At 66.3% G+C, this 17,558-nt stretch carries 9 protein-coding genes; 7 read left to right on the forward strand and 2 right to left on the reverse strand.

Annotation, left to right across the window (positions count from 1 at the left end):
- From FRC96_RS19475 to FRC96_RS19485, 3 genes are all read left to right on the forward strand, one after another.
- Positions 1–917 (forward strand): TolC family protein (locus tag FRC96_RS19475; protein WP_146977038.1); only part of this gene is annotated, 917 nt, incomplete at its 5' end.
- Complete coding sequence (locus FRC96_RS19480; RefSeq protein WP_146977040.1) at positions 914–2,434, forward strand: efflux RND transporter periplasmic adaptor subunit; 1,521 nt, start codon at positions 914–916, stop codon at positions 2,432–2,434. The genes FRC96_RS19475 and FRC96_RS19480, both read left to right, overlap by 4 nt.
- Complete coding sequence (locus tag FRC96_RS19485; protein ID WP_146977042.1) at positions 2,424–6,305, forward strand: efflux RND transporter permease subunit; 3,882 nt, start codon at positions 2,424–2,426, stop codon at positions 6,303–6,305. The genes FRC96_RS19480 and FRC96_RS19485 overlap by 11 nt, the downstream gene beginning before the upstream one ends.
- A 30-nt stretch (positions 6,306–6,335) precedes the next feature.
- On the opposite strand, the gene fni is transcribed toward FRC96_RS19485, so the two are convergent.
- Entirely contained in the window at positions 6,336–7,394 is a 1,059-nt protein-coding gene (fni, locus tag FRC96_RS19490; RefSeq protein ID WP_146977043.1) for a type 2 isopentenyl-diphosphate Delta-isomerase, read from the reverse strand.
- Positions 7,395–7,679: 285 nt separating this feature from the next.
- Here fni and FRC96_RS19495 point away from each other — a divergent pair, with 285 nt between their 5' ends.
- Positions 7,680–10,097, forward strand: coding sequence for a serine/threonine-protein kinase (locus FRC96_RS19495; RefSeq protein ID WP_230470484.1), 2,418 nt, complete (start codon positions 7,680–7,682; stop codon positions 10,095–10,097).
- A 31-nt stretch (positions 10,098–10,128) separates the two neighbouring features.
- Here the strand turns inward: FRC96_RS19495 and FRC96_RS19500 are convergent, their stop codons facing one another.
- Complete coding sequence (locus FRC96_RS19500; protein ID WP_146977047.1) at positions 10,129–11,568, reverse strand: sigma 54-interacting transcriptional regulator; 1,440 nt, start codon at positions 11,566–11,568, stop codon at positions 10,129–10,131.
- 198 nt (positions 11,569–11,766) lie between these two features.
- On the opposite strand from FRC96_RS19500, the gene FRC96_RS19505 reads away from it, so the two are divergent.
- From FRC96_RS19505 to FRC96_RS19515, 3 genes are all read left to right on the forward strand, one after another.
- Entirely contained in the window at positions 11,767–14,181 is a 2,415-nt protein-coding gene (locus FRC96_RS19505) for a serine/threonine-protein kinase (protein WP_230470485.1), read from the forward strand.
- A 129-nt stretch (positions 14,182–14,310) separates the two neighbouring features.
- Positions 14,311–14,895, forward strand: a complete 585-nt coding sequence (locus FRC96_RS19510) for a hypothetical protein (protein WP_230470486.1) — start codon at positions 14,311–14,313, stop codon at positions 14,893–14,895.
- Between the two features lie 93 nt (positions 14,896–14,988).
- Entirely contained in the window at positions 14,989–17,505 is a 2,517-nt protein-coding gene (locus tag FRC96_RS19515) for a hypothetical protein (RefSeq protein WP_146977052.1), read from the forward strand.
- Positions 17,506–17,558: the final 53 nt, after the last annotated feature.

Consider the following 17,558-nt stretch of genomic DNA (forward strand, 5'->3'; position numbering starts at 1 on the left):
GTGAGCTTGTGGCGATCGCTCGCGCCCGGGAGATGCTCCTGCATGTCGATGAAGAGGTCGGGCTTGTGGCCGATGTTCGCCGCATCATTGAGGCCACCCTGGCGGTGGGGCGCGCCGAGCACGCCGACCTCTACCGGCTGCAACTTGCGGAGGCGCGACTCGAAGACATGCGCCGGGACGAAGAGGCGCGCCTGCGGGCGGCAACGGGCCGCCTGGCCAACCTCCTCGGGGTCGGCATCGATGCGCTCGAGCTGCCGGAGACCACCGCCATCCTTGACTGGACCGTCGCGCTCCCCCCGCGCGACGAGCTTGCCAGGACGATCGAAGCGAGCTCGCCGGTGCTGCTGCGCTTTGAGGCCGAGCGGGCCGAGGCGCGGGCTCAGGAGGAGCTGGTGGATCGGCAACTTCGCCCCCCTCCGCAGATCATGGTCGGCTACGGCAACATGGCGCCGATGTACAGCCACGAAGACCCGCGTCATGACGTCTTTCAGGTGGGCTTTTCGATCGCGCTACCCATCTGGGGAGGACGCTACGGCACTGAGGCCAGGCGCTGGCAGGCCGGCGCCGCGGCGGCCGAGGAGGCGCGCGCCGCGGCGCTGCGCGATCTTCTCGCAGAGATGGAGTCGGCGCGCTCCCGCGCCACCCAGGCCAATGAGCGGGTGGAAGCCTACCGCGAGGAGCTCATGCCCATGGCCTCGCTCGTGAGCGCCGAGGTGCTCACCGGCGTGGAGGTCGGTCAGCGCTCGGTCACCGACTACCTCGGTGCGGTGCGCGAGGAGTGGGATCTGCACGGCCGCTACCTCGAACTCAAAGCCGAGCGCGCCAACCAACTGATTGAACTTCAATACTTAAGCGCCGGTCAGCTCGCTGCTGAGAGCCCCTGGGCCTACCCGGCCACCCTGCGAGGTCAACGATGAACACGACCACGACCTGCGGCGCATCGTCGCTGATCGTCTCCCTTTTTCTGGTGACTCTCTTGCTGCCCGCCTGCTCCGACGAGACGTCGCACGACCACGAGGATAACGCGTCCTCGGAGGTCGCGGCCGACGATGCCCCGGCCGAAGAGTACGTCTGTCCGATGCACCCCCAGGTGCGTCAGGATGGGCCGGGCACCTGCCCGATCTGCTTTATGGACCTTGTGCCCGGCGGCTCCTCCGGTGAGGAGGGCGACATCCCCTCGGTCCGCCTTTCCGAGGGGGCCCGAAACCTTGCGCGCGTTGAGAACGCCAGGGTGAAAGCCGGCCCGCTTGAGGATCGGCTGGAGGTCTTTGGTCGCATCGAGGTGAGCGAACAGGCTGAGGTCGATCTCAGCGCCTGGGTGGGCGGCCGCATCGAGCGACTCTACGTCAACGCCCGCGGTGAGACGGTCAAACGTGGCCAACGCATCGCCCGCATCTACAGCCCCGAGCTTCTGAGCGCGCAGCAGACCTTGATTCAGGCCCAACGCAACCTCGACGATGCGCGTAGCGTCGAGAGTCCCTCGCGCACGGCAGCGGCGCAGGCGTCGATGCGCGCTGTGCGCGATGAGCTTCGTCTACTCGGCATGGAGGCGCGCCAGATCGACGCGGTGCTTGCTGAGGGCGTCGCCCGCGAGACGGTCGACGTCTTTGCCCAGGCCAGCGGCACGGTGCGTGAGCGCCTGGTCTCGGTGGGCGACTATGTGACCACCGGCCAGCCCATTATCTCACTGGCCGCTCTCGATACCGTGTGGGCCCAGCTGGAGATCTTCGAGCAGGACATCCCGCGTGTGGCCGTGGGCCAGCCGGTCGCAGTGACCGTGCCGGCGCTTGCGCGAACGCTGGAGGGTCGCGTCGACTTTCTCGCGCCCGAGATCGAACCCGAGCGGAGAGTGATGCTCGCGCGGGTGCCGCTGCCGAATGAGGGTGGCGAGCTTCGTCCGGGGATGTTTGTTGAGGCATCATTGGAGCGCCGCGTCGGCGATGAGGGGCTTCTCTCGTTGCCCTTCAGCGCGGTGTTGTGGACGGGGCCACGCTCGCTCGTTTACCAGCTCGACTCCGCGCTCGATCCGCCGGCCTATGTGCCGGTGCAGGTCGAGCTCGGTGAGCGCATCGGCGAGCGGGTGATTATTAAAGAGGGCCTCAAAGCCGGCGACGAAGTCGCCGCGCAGGGGGCGTTCCGCATCGACGCCTCGCTGCAAATCCGCGGTGGTCCCTCGATGATGAGCGAGCAGAACGCGCTCGAAGCGGTGGAGGTGGATGCGCAAGGCTCCCGCTTTGATCCCCCCATCGACCCGGCGCGCCTGCCCGACGGGGTCTGGTACTGCAATATGGGCACCACGCACTACGCGCAGCATGAGCCCGGCGAGTGCCCGGTCTGCGGGATGTTCCTGGAAGAGAAGGGCGGCGGTGAAAACGACGCGGACGACACTCCCCACCAGGGCCACGATCACAGCGGGGGGGATCATGCACACTGAGACATCCTCTCCCTCGTTCATCACACGGCTGATCGAAGGCGCGCTCAACCAGCGCCTGATGGTGGTCGTCTTCACCCTGGCTGCGATCGGCTGGGGCCTCTATGTCGCGCCAATGGATCTGGGCGCTGGCGAGCCCGGTGATCCGGTGCCCGTCGACGCCATCCCGGACCTTGGCGAGAACCAGCAGATCGTGTTCACGGAGTGGCCCGGGCGTTCGCCGCAGGATATCGAAGATCAGATCACCTACCCGCTCACCACCGCGCTGCTGGGCGTGCCGGGCGTGGAGACGATCCGCAGCACGAGCATGTTCGGGTTTTCTTCGATCTACGTGATCTTTGCAGAAGACGCCGAGTACTACTGGACGCGCGCGCGCCTGGTCGAGCGCCTCGCGAGTCTGCCGGGGGGGCTGCTCCCCGAGGGTGTCGCACCCCAGCTCGGACCCGACGCCACCGCGCTGGGGCAGGTCTTCTGGTACACGCTCGAAGGCCGCACCCCCGATGGGGAGCCCGCCGGCGGGTGGGGGCCCGAAGAGCTGCGTACTCTGCAGGACTTCACAGTGCGCTACGCGCTGGCCAGCGCCCCTGGCGTGGCTGAGGTGGCCTCGATCGGCGGGCACGTACGGGAGTACCAGGTCGAGGTCGATCCGGCCCGGCTTCGCGCCTACGACGTTACGCTGGCTCAGGTGGCCGACGCGGTGCGCCAGTCCAACGCCGAGGTGGGTGCACGCACCACCGAGATCAACGGCGTCGAGTACCTGATCCGCGGGGTGGGCTACGTCGAATCTCTCGAAGATATCGCCCGCGCCCCGGTGGTCACTCGCGACGGGGTCACGGTGACCGTGGGTCAGGTCGCGCGCGTGACCACCGGTCCGGGCATACGCCGCGGCGCGCTCACGCGCAGCGGCGTGGAGGCGGTCGGCGGCGTGGTCACCGCCCGCTACGGCGCCAACCCCAAGCAGGTCATCGACGAGGTCAAACAAGCCATCGACGAGGTCCAGCGCGCCTTGCCCTCCCGAACTCTGGAAGACGGCACCGTGAGCCAGGTCACTGTCGTGCCCTTTTATGATCGCTCGGAGCTGATTGAGCGCACGCTCGGCACTCTCAGCCTGGCGCTCTACCAGCAGATCCTCATCACGGTGCTGGTGGTGATGCTCATCATGCTGCATCTGCGCGCGAGCCTGCTCGTCTCAGCGCTTCTGCCCCTGGCGGTGCTCATGACCTTTGTTGCCATGAAATACACCGGCGTCGACGCCAACGTGGTAGCGCTCGCCGGCATCGCGATCGCCATCGGCACGATGGTCGATATGGGCATCATCATGACGGAGAACATCGCGCAGCACCTTGATGAGGCCCCCGATGATGCGCCGCGCCTGGCGGTGATCGCCCGGGGAGCCACGGAGGTCGCGCCGGCCATTCTCACCGCGATCACCACGACCGTGGTGAGTTTTCTGCCGGTCTTTTTGCTCACCGGGCAGGAGGGCAAGCTCTTTACCCCGCTGGCCTTCACCAAGACCTATGCGCTGGTGGCCAGCCTGATCATCGCGCTCTTCATCATTCCTACCGCCGCCAGCTGGGTGTTGGGTGCGCGCGCCCGCTCGCTTCGCTCGCGCCTCTTGCTGGGACTGGCGGCCACCGCCGGCGCCCTCGCGCTCACCTTCACGGTGCATGCGGGCGTGGGCGTGGCCCTTCTGATCTCCAGCCTGGCCTGGGTCATCGACGATGTGCTGAACACTCGCGGCTTCTGGCAGGACACGCCTGCGCACACCTGGGGGCGGCGCGCCCTGCAATGGGTGGGGCTTGCGGCGGTCGTCATCGTTGTCACCTGGCTGCTCACCACCTCCTGGATGCCCCTGGGAGCCGGGCAGGGCCTTTCGGCCAACCTGCTCATTGTGGCGCTGGTCGTCGGTTTTGTGCTGGGGTCATTCTTTGTCTTTCGCATCCTCTACCCGACGCTCCTGCGCTGGGTGCTGGCCCATAAGGCGATCTTCTTGCCCGCCCCGGCGCTCGTTGTGGTGCTGGGCCTGACGATCTGGCTGGGCTTCTCGACGATCTTCGCCTGGATGCCGGACGCCTTCCATAAGAGCGCCCCCGGCCAGTGGATGCACCACGCTTTCCCCGGCCTGGAGCGCGAGTTTATGCCGGATCTCGATGAGGGCACCTTCCTCTACATGCCCTCGACCATGCCGCACGGCTCGTTGGGGGAGGCGCGCGACATGCTCGCCAGCCTCGATCTTCTCTTTGAGACGGTGCCCGAGGTAGAGGTCTCGGTGGGCAAACTCGGCCGCGCCGAGAGCGCGCTTGATCCGGCGCCGGTGGCGATGGTGGAGACGATCATTCAGTACAAGCCTGAATACGTGCTCGACGCGCAGGGCCGCAGGATGCGTTTTCAGGTTAACGCCGATGGCGAGTTTGTACGCGATGAGACCGGTGGACTGATCGAAGACCCGAGCGGACGCCCCTACCGCCAGTGGCGCGATACGATCCGCCGCCCTGAAGACATCTGGGATGAGCTCGTGGAGGTCGCACGACATATCCCCGGGCTCACCACCGCGCCGCTTTTGCAACCGATCAGCACACGGCTTGTGATGCTGCAGAGCGGCATCCGTGCCCCAATGGCGGTGCGGCTGCAGGGAGAGAGCCTGGAGGATCTGGCGGACGCCGCCCTGCAGATTCAGACTCTGTTAAGGGAGCATCCCCTGGTCAACCAGGGGGCCGTCAACGCCGACCGACCCGTCGGAAAGCCCTACCTCATCATTGAGCCCGACCGAACTCGCCTGGAGCGCTACGGGGTGTCGATGGCGGCCTTTCAACAGGTGGTGGAGGCGTCGGTTGGAGGCATCAGCGCCGGCCAGACCGTGGAGGGGCGCGAGCGTTTTGAGATGCGTGTGCGTTATCCGCGCGAACTTCGCGATGATCCTGAGGCTATGGGTCGCATTTTGGTGCCCACGGCATCCGGTGCGCAGGTGCCGCTCAGCGAGCTCGCGACGGTGCGTTATGAGCGCGGCCCGGAGATGATCCGCAGCGAAAACTCCGCGCTGGTCGCCTACGTGATGTTCGATGCGGCCGAAGGCACCAGTGAGGTCAGCGTGGTCGAGAGCGTGCGTCAGACGATCGATCAGGCCATTGAGCGCGGCGAGCTCACGCTGGAGGAGGGCGTACGCCTGAGCTTTGCGGGAAGTTATGAGAACTCGCTTCGGGCCGAGGCGCGGCTGCGCATCCTCGTGCCGCTGATCCTGGTGATCATCGCGCTGCTCATCTACCTGCAGTTTCGTTCGTTGCTGACCTCGCTGATCATCTTCAGCGGGGTGGCCGTGGCCTTCGGGGGCGGGTTCCTGCTGATCTGGCTCTACGGCCAGCCCTGGTTTCTGGATGTGAGCCTCTTCGGCGTCTCCCTGCGAGAGATCTTCCAGATCGGCCCCATGAACCTGAGCGTGGCGGTCTGGGTGGGGTTCATCGCGCTCTTTGGCATCGGCGCCGACGACGGCGTGGTCATGGCGACCTACCTCAAACAGCGCTTCGATGAGGGTAAGAGCGACACTATCGCGCAGGTGCGCGAGCGGGTGGTGGAGGCGGGGCTTCGCCGCATTCGCCCGTGTCTGATGACCACCGCGACCACCATTCTGGCGCTCCTTCCTGTGCTCACGAGCTACGGCACCGGCGCCGATGTGATGATTCCGATGGCGGTGCCGGCGGTGGGGGGCATGACGATCGCGCTCCTGACCCTCTTTGTCGTGCCCACGCTCTACTGCGCCGTTGAGGAGAGCAAAGTTCGCCTCAGCGAGGGGCGCCGCAGCGCTGACGGGCAGCCCTACGCCGAGGATGAGCCCTCCGAAGACGGGGCGATGTCCGCAGGAGAGAGTGAGGAGCGCTAAGCCGCGCGGTACGAGGCCGACCCGCTGCGTTCAGCGCAGCGGGTCGGCCGCAAGCCAGCGCTCCAGGCGCGGGCCGATCATCCTGGGAGCCTGGCGAAGTTCCTCCACCGAGGAGGAACCGGTCAGCGCCATCGCGGTGCGCAGCGCGCTGAGACAGCGCGCGCCGAAGGCGCGGGCACCCGGGGCGCCCTCGTTGTAGCAGGCGCGCAGCCAGGGCAGCGCCATGCCCGCGATGTCTGCGCCCAGCGCGATGGCGCGGGCTGCATCGTAGCCGGAGCGCAGTCCGCCGGAGCCGACCACCGTCATTCCGCGACGTTTTGCGTACACAATCGACGCGGCCGTCGGCACACCCCAGTCCCAGTAGAGCTCACCCAGGGTCTGCTGATCGGCCGGGGCGCGCATCGCCTCCACCCCGATCCAGGTGGTGCCGCCGGCGCCGGAGGTGTCGACGTGGGTGACGCCAATCTTCTGCAGGCGATCGAGGGTCCGTGGCGAGAGCCCGCAGCCGGTCTCTTTGGCGATGACGGGCACCGAGAGCTCGTCGACGAGGCGAGCGATGGCGTCGATGCAACCGCGAAAGTCGCGGTCACCCTCGGGCTGAATCAGCTCCTGCCCCGGGTTCAGATGCACGCAGAGGGCGTCGGCGCCGATGGCACCCACCAGGTCTTCGGCCTCGGCGGTGTTCATCTCGGCGGCTTGCACCGCCCCGATGTTGCCCAGGAGACAGATGTCGGGCGCAACGTCGCGCACCTGATAGGTAGCCGTCAGGTTGGGATTTCGGGCCATCGCTCGCTGGCTTCCCACACCGAACGCGAGGCCCAGCTCCTGGGCTACCATCGCCAGATCTTTGTTGATGCGCTCGGCCTCCGGCGCTCCGCCTGTCATTCCGGTGATCAACAGAGGCGCATCCAGGCGTTTGCCCGCAAACATCACGCTCAGATCCAGAGCGTCCACGTCGAGCTCCGGCAGCGAGTCATGAAAGAGCTCCACCGCGTCGAGCAGGTTGGTCTTGATGCGGGCCTCCACGTCCTGGTCGGCGCAAAGCTCAATATGATCGCGTTTTCGATCGGAGATATCCGGACTGCTCATACGTCGCTCTCTATGCTGAAGGAGGGGCAGGGGCCCGTGCCGCGGGCGCGCAGACAGGGCCGACAGGCGTATCGCGCCCAAACCTGCACCCCGGCCCCGGTGTTGTCCAGCGTCGCCGGAGCAAATGCTTCGATTGACGCTTTGCGAGCCCCCTCCCTATACTCCGGCACCGATCTTGGCGCGATTTTCCACCGCGCCGATCGCCTCTCGAAGCTCCGCTCTTCGCCCGCGAATCATGCGGGCCGCCCCCTCCGGACGTTGTCACGCCGCGCGCAGGTCCTCGCTTTGGAACGACCCCTTCTATTTGGGAAATACACGCTCCTGGAGCGCGTCAGCGTCGGTGGCATGGCGGAGGTCTTCCGGGCCAAGCCCCTGGGGGCTCCGGATCCCAACCGCTACTTTGCGCTCAAGCGCATCCTGCCGCACCTGGCCGAGGACGACGACTTCATCCGGATGTTCATCGATGAAGCCCGTCTCACCGTGCAATTGCGTCACCCCAACGTGGTGCAAAATTTCGAGCTCGGGAAGTTTCAGTCCAGCTTCTACATCCTCATGGAGTTTGTGGCCGGCCAGGATCTGCTCGCTCTGCAGAAGCTGGTGCGCCGCCAGAACACCATCCTCTCGGTGGATATGGCCTGCCATATCCTCCACGAGATCGCTTGCGGCATGGACTACGTCCACCGCAAGACCGATGAGAATGGCAACCCGCTCAACATCATCCACCGCGACATCAGCCCCCAGAACGTGCTGGTGAGCTGGGATGGGCAGGTCAAGGTCATCGACTTTGGCATCGCCAAGGCGGCCTCGCAGTCGACCCGTACCCAGGTGGGCGTGCTCAAGGGGAAGTTCGGCTACATGAGCCCCGATCAGGTGCGGGGCCACGACATCGATCATCGCAGCGACATCTTCGCGATGGGCACGCTCTTCTGGGAGCTGCTCACCAACCAGCGCCTCTTCCGCGGCGAGAGCCAGATCGAGACGATGCGGCTGATTCGCGATCCGCAGATCGACTCTCCGCGCCACTTCAACCCGAAGGTGCCGGAGCAGGTCGAAGCCATCGTGATGCGCGCGCTGGCCGCCGAGCGTGACGATCGCTACCAGTGGGCCTCGGAGATGGCCGCTGACTTAAAGGCCTACCTCACGCAGCAAAAGCCTCCCTACCACCGCTCTCAGCTGACCACCTGGATGCGCAGCGCCTTTGCGGAGGAGTACGACGCTGAGAAGGAAAAGCGCGAGCGTTTCCGTCGCATCAACACCGCCGACGACGTGCGCCAGGTCTTCTCGCAAAACTACGGCCCGGGGGGCGACGACGGCGATGTCGAGCTCGAAGAGGCCACCCAGATCTGGGACGTGGATGAGGCCCCCGACGAAGGCGTGGATCTCGACGCCTTTGTGGCCAATCACACCGTGGTGCAGGCCGGCGGGCTGGAGCTCTCCGACTACGAGGCCTGGGCCGACGCGCCGGACACCATCGATGAGACCCGCGACGAGGTCGAAGCGCGTCTCGACGAGGTCCTGGCCGCCGAGCCCACCGGGCAGCACACCGCGGCCTCGCCGCGCCCGGCGCTTCGGCCGGGCTTTGACGGGGAGGCCACCGACGTAACCGGTGTGGCCAACCCGCAGCGCGCGCTGGCGGCGATTCAGAACACCGGCACGCGCGAGACGCCCTCGCTGCCTGCAGCAGCCCCGGCGGCCACACCTTCGGGGATCGATACTGGCACTCGCCGGCGCATCATCGCCGCGTTTGTGACCGTGCTGGCGGTCGCGCTTTTGGGAACGGCTGCGCTTTACCTGATGATGCGCAAGTCCGCCGAGCCCGTGGCGCCGCCCTCGGCGACGCTCGACGTTCAGGCCGCGCCGGCGCAGGGGGTCAGCGTGTGGATCGACGGCGTGCAGCGCGCCGAGGGCTCGCCGGCCACCATCACCGATCTGGCTCCGGGGACCTACGCCGTCGAGCTGCGTCACCCCGACTACGAGCCGCTGGTGCAGTCCGTGCAAGTCGGCGCCGACGAGCGCGCCGAGCTCCGCGCCGACCTGGCCGCCGATGTCGAAGTTCAGCTGAGCTGGCCTCCGATCGAAGGGCTTCGCGTCTTTGTGAACACGCAAGAGATCAGCGTGCGTGAGCGCGCCGACGCGCTGCTGGGGCTGCCCCGTGGCCGCCATCTCGTGGAGGCGCTGGCCCCGGGACACAAACCCTTCAGCCGCTTCATCCATGCGGAGATCGGGGCGGATAACACTGTGGCGATCGCCCTGGAGCCCTCCGAACGCCTGCTCATCGCCGGTGAGAGCGCCTACGAAGTGACGCTCAATGGTCGCTCCTACGGTCCGCCCCCGGTGGTGCTTACCGATCTGCGTCCGGAGCGCGTCTACACGCTGGAGCTGGGCACCTTTAAGAGCGCGATCGGCTTCCCCGAGCTCGGCCTGGGCCGTATTGAGAGCGACGCGGTGCACGAGCTTCCGGTGCGCACCCCGGAGGACTACGGCTGGCTTAGCGTGACCACCGGCGAAGACTGGTGGAGCGTCTTCATCGACGACATCCCCACCGGTCTTGTCACTCCGATTGAGGGCGACGCGCGGATCCCGGTGGCCGCCGGCCAGCGCACGCTGAGCTTCCGACGCGGCGATCGCCAGGTGGACTTCAACATCGAAGTGCGCGCTGGCGAGGGCACCGGGTTTCGGCGCGACCTACGCTTTGAGCTTTAATGTAAGCGTCATGCGACGAGGGTAGGGCGGATTAGCTGATCTCGTCGGCCACGATCCCGTACTTCGTCATCAGCTTGCGGAAGTACTTGCGGTCGATGTCCGCCTCGCGCGCGGCCTGGCTGATGTTGCCGCCGTGGCGGGAGAGCAGCTCGGCGATGTAGTCGCGCTCAAAGGACGAGATCCACTGCTCTTTGGCCTCTTTAAAAGGCTGCTCTTTGAGCTCAGCTTTCGCGGGGATCTCACTCCACTGATCGTCCTCATCCACCGGGCCGGAGTCGACGTTGCGCGGCCGCTGCCCGGCGATATAGTCGGGAAGATCGGCCAGCTGCAACATGTCGGTCTCCGCAAACGAGCAGGCCCGCTCAATCGCGTTGGCAAGCTCGCGCACGTTGCCCGGCCATTCATAAGCCATCAGCGCGGCCAGCGCTTCGGGCTGCACGCTCTGCAGGCGACGCTCCCCGTCGAAGTCCAGGTTACAGTCGAGGTGTTTGAGGAAGTGCTCCACCAGCAGGGGGATGTCTTCGACACGCTCGCGCAGCGCGGGCAAGAAGAGGCGCACCACGCTCAGGCGGTAGAAGAGATCTTCGCGGAAGCGACCCTCTTTGACCTCATCTTCGAGTGAGCGGTTGGTCGCAGCGACCACCCGCACGTTGATGGGGATGGGCTTGTTGGAGCCCACCCGACGCACCTCGCGCTGTTCGAGCACCCGCAGCAGCTTCGGCTGAAGATCAATCGAGAGCTCGCCCAACTCATCGAGGAAGATCGTGCCGCCCTGGGCCATCTCGAAGAGCCCTTTTCGGGTCATGATGGCGCCGGTGAAGCTGCCCTTTTCGTGGCCGAAGAGCTCACTCTCGATGAGGCTCTCGGGCACCGCGCCGCAGTCAAAGACGATGAAAGGTTTGTCCTTGCGCTGGCTCATCTGGTGGATCGTCTGAGCGACGACCTCTTTGCCGGTGCCGGTCTCGCCTTCAATGACCACGGTGGCGGCGGTCGGGGCGATCTTGGAGAGGATGTCGAAGATCTCGCGCATCTTCACCGATCGGCCCACGATGTTGCCCAGGCGTTCGGTGCGGGAGGGCTCGACGGCCACCTGCTCATCAATGGGGCGGAAGCGGATGTTGGTGTTGCCCACGCACAGGATCACGTTCGGCGAGAGGAAGGCCTCGCGGATGCGCACCCCGTTGATGTGCGTGCCGTTGGTCGAGCCCTGGTCGATGACCACGTAATGGTCGTCTTCCTGAACGATGCGGCAGTGGTTACGGCTGACCGTCTCGTCGTCGAGCACCACGTCGTTGTCCTCGAGCGCGCCGATCTTGATGACGTTTTGATCGAAGATGACTTCGCGCTGGTCGTCGGCACCCGGGTTGATGATCAGCTGGGCGCGACGGATGTGCACCGTCTTGGGATCGCCGTTGATGTAGGCGATCTTGGTGAGCTGAGATTGGGCAGAATAGGGCTCGTTGGGCGCCATGAGGCCTCGACACGGGCTGCAAGGAGGCGCGGCCTTCGAAGAAGGTGCAAAGTGCCGCGACGGGGAAATGGTCGAGAGGGCTGAAGCGGGGGCGAGGGGCCAACCTTTTCAGCGGCAGGGGGAAGGAAACGGGTGGTCTTGATGACCAAAATACGCCACAATGATGGCCCGTTCCCTGGCCCTGAATCCGAAGTCGCCATGATAGAAACCGGTGAGAAATTTGGCAAGTACACCCTGCTGCAGCGTATCGCTGTGGGAGGCATGGCCGAGATCTTCAAAGCCCGCACCGAAGGGGTCGACGGTTTTGCCAAGGTGTTGGCGATCAAACGTCTGCACCGGCAGTTCTCCGAAGACAGCGAGTTCGCCTCGATGCTCATCGACGAGGCCAAGCTGGTGGTGCAGCTCAACCACGCCAACATCGGCCAGATCTTTGATCTGGGTGTAGTCGGCGGGCAGTACTACATCGCCATGGAGTTTATCGACGGGCTCGACCTCCATGAGCTCTCCGAGCGGGTGCAGCGCCAACATCGCCAGCTGCCCACCGAGGTGGCGGTCTATGTGGCGATGGAGGTCGCCGAGGCCTTACATTACGCGCATACCAAGCTCGGGCCAGACCGCAAACCGCTGGAGCTTGTGCACCGCGATGTCTCGCCGCAGAACGTCATGCTCAGCGTGGACGGGGAGGTGAAGCTCGTTGACTTTGGCATCGCCAAAGCGCGGATGCGCGCCGAGCAGACGCAGGCCGGCATCATCAAGGGTAAGTTCTACTATATGAGCCCCGAGCAGGCCCTGGGTCATCATATTGACGGTCGCACCGACGTCTATGCCCTGGGGATGGTGCTCTACGAGGTGCTCAGCGGGGAGCATCCCTTCGACCGGGTGCCCGACGGCGACCTGCTGCGTGCGGTGCGACAGGCCGACTTCCCCCCGATCGAGGAGGTGGTTCCGGACCTTTCGCCGGGGCTCGTCGCGGTGATCCGTCGCGCGCTGATGCGTAACCCGGAGCTGCGCTACGGCACGGCGATGGAGCTTCGCCGCGACCTGGCTGAGGTCGCCCGCCGCGAGCTCAACGTGATGGGGCGGATGGAAATGGCCGAGTTTGTGCGCGGCTACCTCGACGCGCATCTCCCCGAGGAGACGCGCGCCGCGGGCTTTGAGGCGATGCAGCGCGGGGAGTTCGAGGCCAGTCAGCACAGCGTGATCTTCGACGCCCGCGCCGCCGGTCTCGACGCCGACTTCGACGATGGTGGGGGCTTCGCCGAAGACGCCCACACCCAGATCTTCATGCGGGACGATGAGCATGACGACCTGGAGGCGGACGCCGCCACCGCGATGGTCGACTGGAGTGAACATGACGGGGTGGAGACCACTGAAGATCGCCCGGCGCTTCGCTCCGGGGCGCAGGCGGTGGTGCATCCCGACGATGTGATGACCCGCGAGGCGCTTCCGCCTGCACGTCTTCTGGCGGACTCGGCGGCCGTGCCCACCGCGGCCTCCCCGGCGGTTGAGAAGCGTCAGAAGGCGCAGGTGGGCTTTGGGCCCTCGCTCAGCGAGGCGTCCGGGGCTTCGCCAGCGTCGCAGAAGTCGCCCCGCGAGAGCGTGCGCGGCACTCAGCCTCGCGCCGCCGCGGCGACCCCGCTGAAGGCGCGCCTCGATCATATGGTTCGTACGCGGCCGCATCTGGTAGGCGCGGCGCTCGCGCTGGTGGCGATCGGCGTGGTGGGGGTGGCTGCGGTGACGTTGTCCGGAGGCTCCGAGGAGACGTCCGAGGCGCAGCTCGCGGCAGCGAGCGCGCCGGCGGCGGCGACCCACACCGACCTGATGGTGTCGACCGAGCCGGCCAACGCCCGCGTCTACCTCGATGATGCCTTTGTGGGGGCCACGCCCACCACGTTGAGCGATCTTCGTGTCGGGCGCGGCTACGCGTTGCGTTTTGAGCGCGATGGCTACGATGTCAGCGAGCTCAACCTGGTGGCCGAGGCTCAGATGCCCCCGGTGGTCGTGCAGCTCGAGGCGTTGGGAGGCATCCTGAAGATCACGACCTCGCCACCGGGCGCCAGCGTCTATGTCGACGGCGATCTTCTGGGCACCTCGCCAGTGACGGCGATGGGACTTGCTCGCGACGAAGATCATAAGGTCTACGCGGAGATGGAAGGCGCTGAGGCGCAACAGCAGGAGATCGTCTGGGGTGAGGATGACCCCCGAGTGCGCGATGTTCACCTGACCTTTGATGTGCCCGAGGAGCCCGCCGAAGAGGTCGCCCGCGCGCCGGCCTCCCGCAAGGAGCGCCGCGCGCCGCGTCGCGCCTCGCGACCGTCTGCGAAGGCCTCCGAGGAGCGCGCCTCTTCCGAGGCGCTCAATATCTGGGAGCTCGGTGGGGCCGGCGCGGAGGCCGCCTCCGGCCGGCTCAACGTGCGCGTGGAAGGAGCCGACGAGGCGCGCATCTACATCGACGGGGCGCTCGTCTCAAGCAGCCCGCGTCTCAACGGCCACGCGCTGGCCCCGGGCCAGTACGATGTGCGCGTCTACTTCACGACGCTCAAGCGCTACTCCGAGACGAAGCGCGTGCGCGTGAGTAGCGATGACGTCGCCTCGTTGACCTTTCGCCCTTGAGGCGACGCTGCAGAACAAGTTGCCCGGGCTGTAGGCTGGTGTAGTCTGGGTGGCGCAAGTGCCCGCAATGACGCCGCCTTTTTGCGGGAGTCGACCCATGAGGCGGCATTCCGGTACCCGAGGGATGATATGATGAGCGAAAAAACCGGCGCGGAGCGTCGCAGTTCGGTGCGTGTGCGTAGTCTTTTGCCCTGTCAGGTGAGCGCCGTGGCCGTCGACGATGTTGAGGCGCTGGAGGCGCGCATCCTTGATGCCGCGGTGCTGGAGAGCGACGGGGTGATGCACGACGCGTTGGACTGGCGCGATCATGCTGAGGACCTCTCCCGGGAGATGGTGTTTGCGCTCAACGAGCTGCGTGCGATGCGCCAGCAGATCACCGAGCTGCAGCGGCTCATTGAGTCGCATAATGAGGCCGGTCTCAACTCCCGCTGGGTGGAGCTCAACGATCAGGGGATGTGGCTGGCCGCAGGTGAGGAAGACCCGACCTGGTCGATCGGTGATCTGGCGGAGATTCGGGTGCAGATCCCCAGCCTGCACAGCCCGGAGATCCTGGCGTTGGGCGAGGTGGTGCGGGTCGATGAGGATGGCGAGCGCAGCGGCGCGGCGTTTGTGTTTCGCGCCATCTCACAGCCGCATAAACATGCCATCGCGCGCTACGCGCTGCGCCGCGAGCGTCAGCTCGCGCGCAGCAAGCGTTTCCGCTTTGAGGGCTGATCGCCCACCCGCCGGCGGGCCTTTTGGATCGCGCCGGCAAACTTCATTACACTCGGGCGCATTCGCCCAACTCGAACTGATGATCCCAGGCTCATGACCATGACATCCCTGCCTTTGCCCTCCTTCTCGTCGATGACGCGCGCCGCGCTCATCGCTGCCCTCTGCGTGATGGCCGCGGCCTGCGGCCGCACTGAAATCGGTCAGCGCTGCGAGAGCGATGATCAGTGCCCGGAGGGTGGTCAGTGTGTCGGGCAGATCTGCGTCAGCGAGGACCTTCCCGACGCCGATCTCCCGGACGCCGATGTGCCCGATGGCGATGTGCCGGATGTCGATCCGATCCTCTGTGAGGATGATCTCGACTGCGGCAGCGGCCAGTGCGAGAGCGCAGGCGACGCGTGCGTGCAGTCGATCTGCGACACCGAGCTTGGCGAATGTGTGCCTCAGGAGTGCCCGGTAACCTGCGAAGACGGGCGGGTGCAGCTGGGGTGCCGCTGCGTGGCCGAGGTCTGTGAGAGCGACGCCCAGTGCGACGGACTGGTCTGCGACGAAGGCCAGTGCCGCGGCTGTGAGGTCGACTCGGAGTGCTCCGGGACCCAGATCTGCCAGGCCGGCGAGTGCGTGGCCGGACCGGAGTGTGAGGACGACGGGCAATGCCGCCCCTCGGAGCTGTGCGTCGAGCAGAGCTGTGTGGAGCGTCCCGAGTGCACCTTTGATGACGACTGCGGTGAGCAGGAGCAGTGCATCGCCGGGGTGTGTCAGTTTACCCCGGAGTGCTCCTCGGACGACGACTGCGGAGAGCGCGCGGAGTGCGTCGGAGGCTTCTGTCAGGAGCGTCTCTGCCGCGGCAACGACACCTGCGAGGAGGGGCAGCTCTGCGACAATGGTCAGTGCATCGATCCGCCGTTGACCTTCTCGTGTGTGGTCATCACCGAGGGGGGGCTCATCGCCCCGAATGAGCGGGTGCGACTCGAAGCTTTCGCGTTTGATGAGGAGGGCAACGGGGTCGCGGCCGACTTTATGTGGAGCTCCAGCGCGCCGGCGGTCGCCTCGATCGACGGGCGCGATCTGGTGGGCGGGACCACCGCCGGCACCACGCAGGTCAGCGCGACGCTGGCCACAGGCGACCCGATCCAGTGCGACGGTACGGCCGAGTTCAGCAATAGCGGGTTGGTGCCCGTCGATGTGATTCGCGTCGTGGCGCAGGATATGGAGACGGGCCGACCGATCGGCGGGGCGCGGGTGGAGCTTGGCGATCAGGTCGCGACGACCGACGCCGCCGGGTTGGCGACCTTTGAGCGGGTCGAGGGCGCCTACACCGTCTCGGTCTTTCACAACAACTACAACTATCTGACGGTGCAGGGCGTGCAGGCGCGTGATGTACGGCTGCCCGTCTCACCGCGCTCGGGCAACGGTCCGGCCGCCGGACTTACCGGCGCCTTTGATCTGAGTCAGCTCAATACCTCGGGTGACATCAACATCGGGTTGGCCGGCGCGAGCATCGCCGGCGACCTGCTGGATCTCGACCTGACGCGCCTTCTGGGTGACTCGTTCGTGACCGACTTCTCCATTCCGGGCCTCGGCGGCGCCCAGGTGCCGCTGCCCGGCGGGGTCATCGCCTACGGCAGCGTCTTCGGGCTGCAGATCGAGGGCAAGCAGCGCTACTACGTGCAGTCCGCCGGTGGCGCGCGCCTGGCCTGGGGGCTTGCCGGGCAGGTGCCGGCCAGCGACCTCATCGGGCTCTTCTCCTCACCGCCGGAGAACGTCAACGCGGCGATCGGCACGCTTCTGCCGCTCTTCAGCCGCTTTGATCACGACCAGCAGCCGATGGTGCTGGAGTCGCTTCCGCGCGCGCTGGATCTCAGCGACATCAATGGCAACGGGGATACCAGCGAGTGGCTCCCGGATTACAACAACTTCCCCGAAGAAGATCTGGTGCCCTCGGTGCGCCAGCGCCTCTCGACGGCGGTGGAGATCTCCAACTTCCCGCAGCTCGGTAACGAAGCGGCCTCGCTGGCGGTGCTCGTGGGCGGCGTACAGCTCGAAGGTCCGGGCTTTGTGCCCATGGGCATCAGCGCGACCTCCGACGATGATGGCGATGGCCGCCCCGACGCGCGCACGCTCTTCATGGCGCCGCCTTACGGCGCGACGGTGGGCGGGCGCTATGCCTTGCTCGCGCTGGCTTTCAGCGCCGAGGGTGACGCGCTGGCCACCGACTTCTCCGCCGCGCTCTGGAACGGCCAGACCCTCAACACCTCCACGCGCCTGGGCACCTTCCCGGGGGCGTCGGAGCTGAGCGCGAACCGCGGTCAGCGCACCATCGCGATCGATGCCGACGCCGGCCCGATCTACCGGGTGCGGATGGTCGGGGAGGAGCGAAGCTGGGACGTGTGGTCGATGGGCGCCGAGGGAAATAATGGCGAGTTCAGCCACACCATCGGGGTGCCGCAGCCTCCGCAGGGGCGTGACGATCTTTTTGCGAGTGGCACCATCCTCGTCGACGCGATCCGCACGACCGTCTCCATCGATGATCTGGTGCGCTCCAGCGGCGTGGGGCTTCGGCGCGCCGGTCTTGTGACCACCAGCTTTAACCGCACCACACTTCAGAACTAAGATCTCCGCGCGCGGCGCCGTGTTGCGCCGCGCGCCCCTTCCTCTCAAAAGAT

It is taken from the genome of Lujinxingia vulgaris, assembly GCF_007997005.1.
Lineage (GTDB): Bacteria > Myxococcota_A > Bradymonadia > Bradymonadales > Bradymonadaceae > Lujinxingia.

Bases quoted from the DNA above. Each gene is read 5' to 3' on its own strand.
- FRC96_RS19505 (WP_230470485.1), top strand. From the start codon at position 11,767: ATGATAGAAACCGGTGAGAAATTTGGCAAGTACACCCTGCTGCAGCGT.
- FRC96_RS19515 (WP_146977052.1), top strand. From the start codon at position 14,989: ATGACCATGACATCCCTGCCTTTGCCCTCCTTCTCGTCGATGACGCGC.
- FRC96_RS19510 (WP_230470486.1), top strand. From the start codon at position 14,311: ATGATGAGCGAAAAAACCGGCGCGGAGCGTCGCAGTTCGGTGCGTGTG.
- FRC96_RS19500 (WP_146977047.1), bottom strand. From the start codon at position 11,568: ATGGCGCCCAACGAGCCCTATTCTGCCCAATCTCAGCTCACCAAGATC.
- FRC96_RS19480 (WP_146977040.1), top strand. From the start codon at position 914: ATGAACACGACCACGACCTGCGGCGCATCGTCGCTGATCGTCTCCCTT.
- fni (WP_146977043.1), bottom strand. From the start codon at position 7,394: ATGAGCAGTCCGGATATCTCCGATCGAAAACGCGATCATATTGAGCTT.
- FRC96_RS19485 (WP_146977042.1), top strand. From the start codon at position 2,424: ATGCACACTGAGACATCCTCTCCCTCGTTCATCACACGGCTGATCGAA.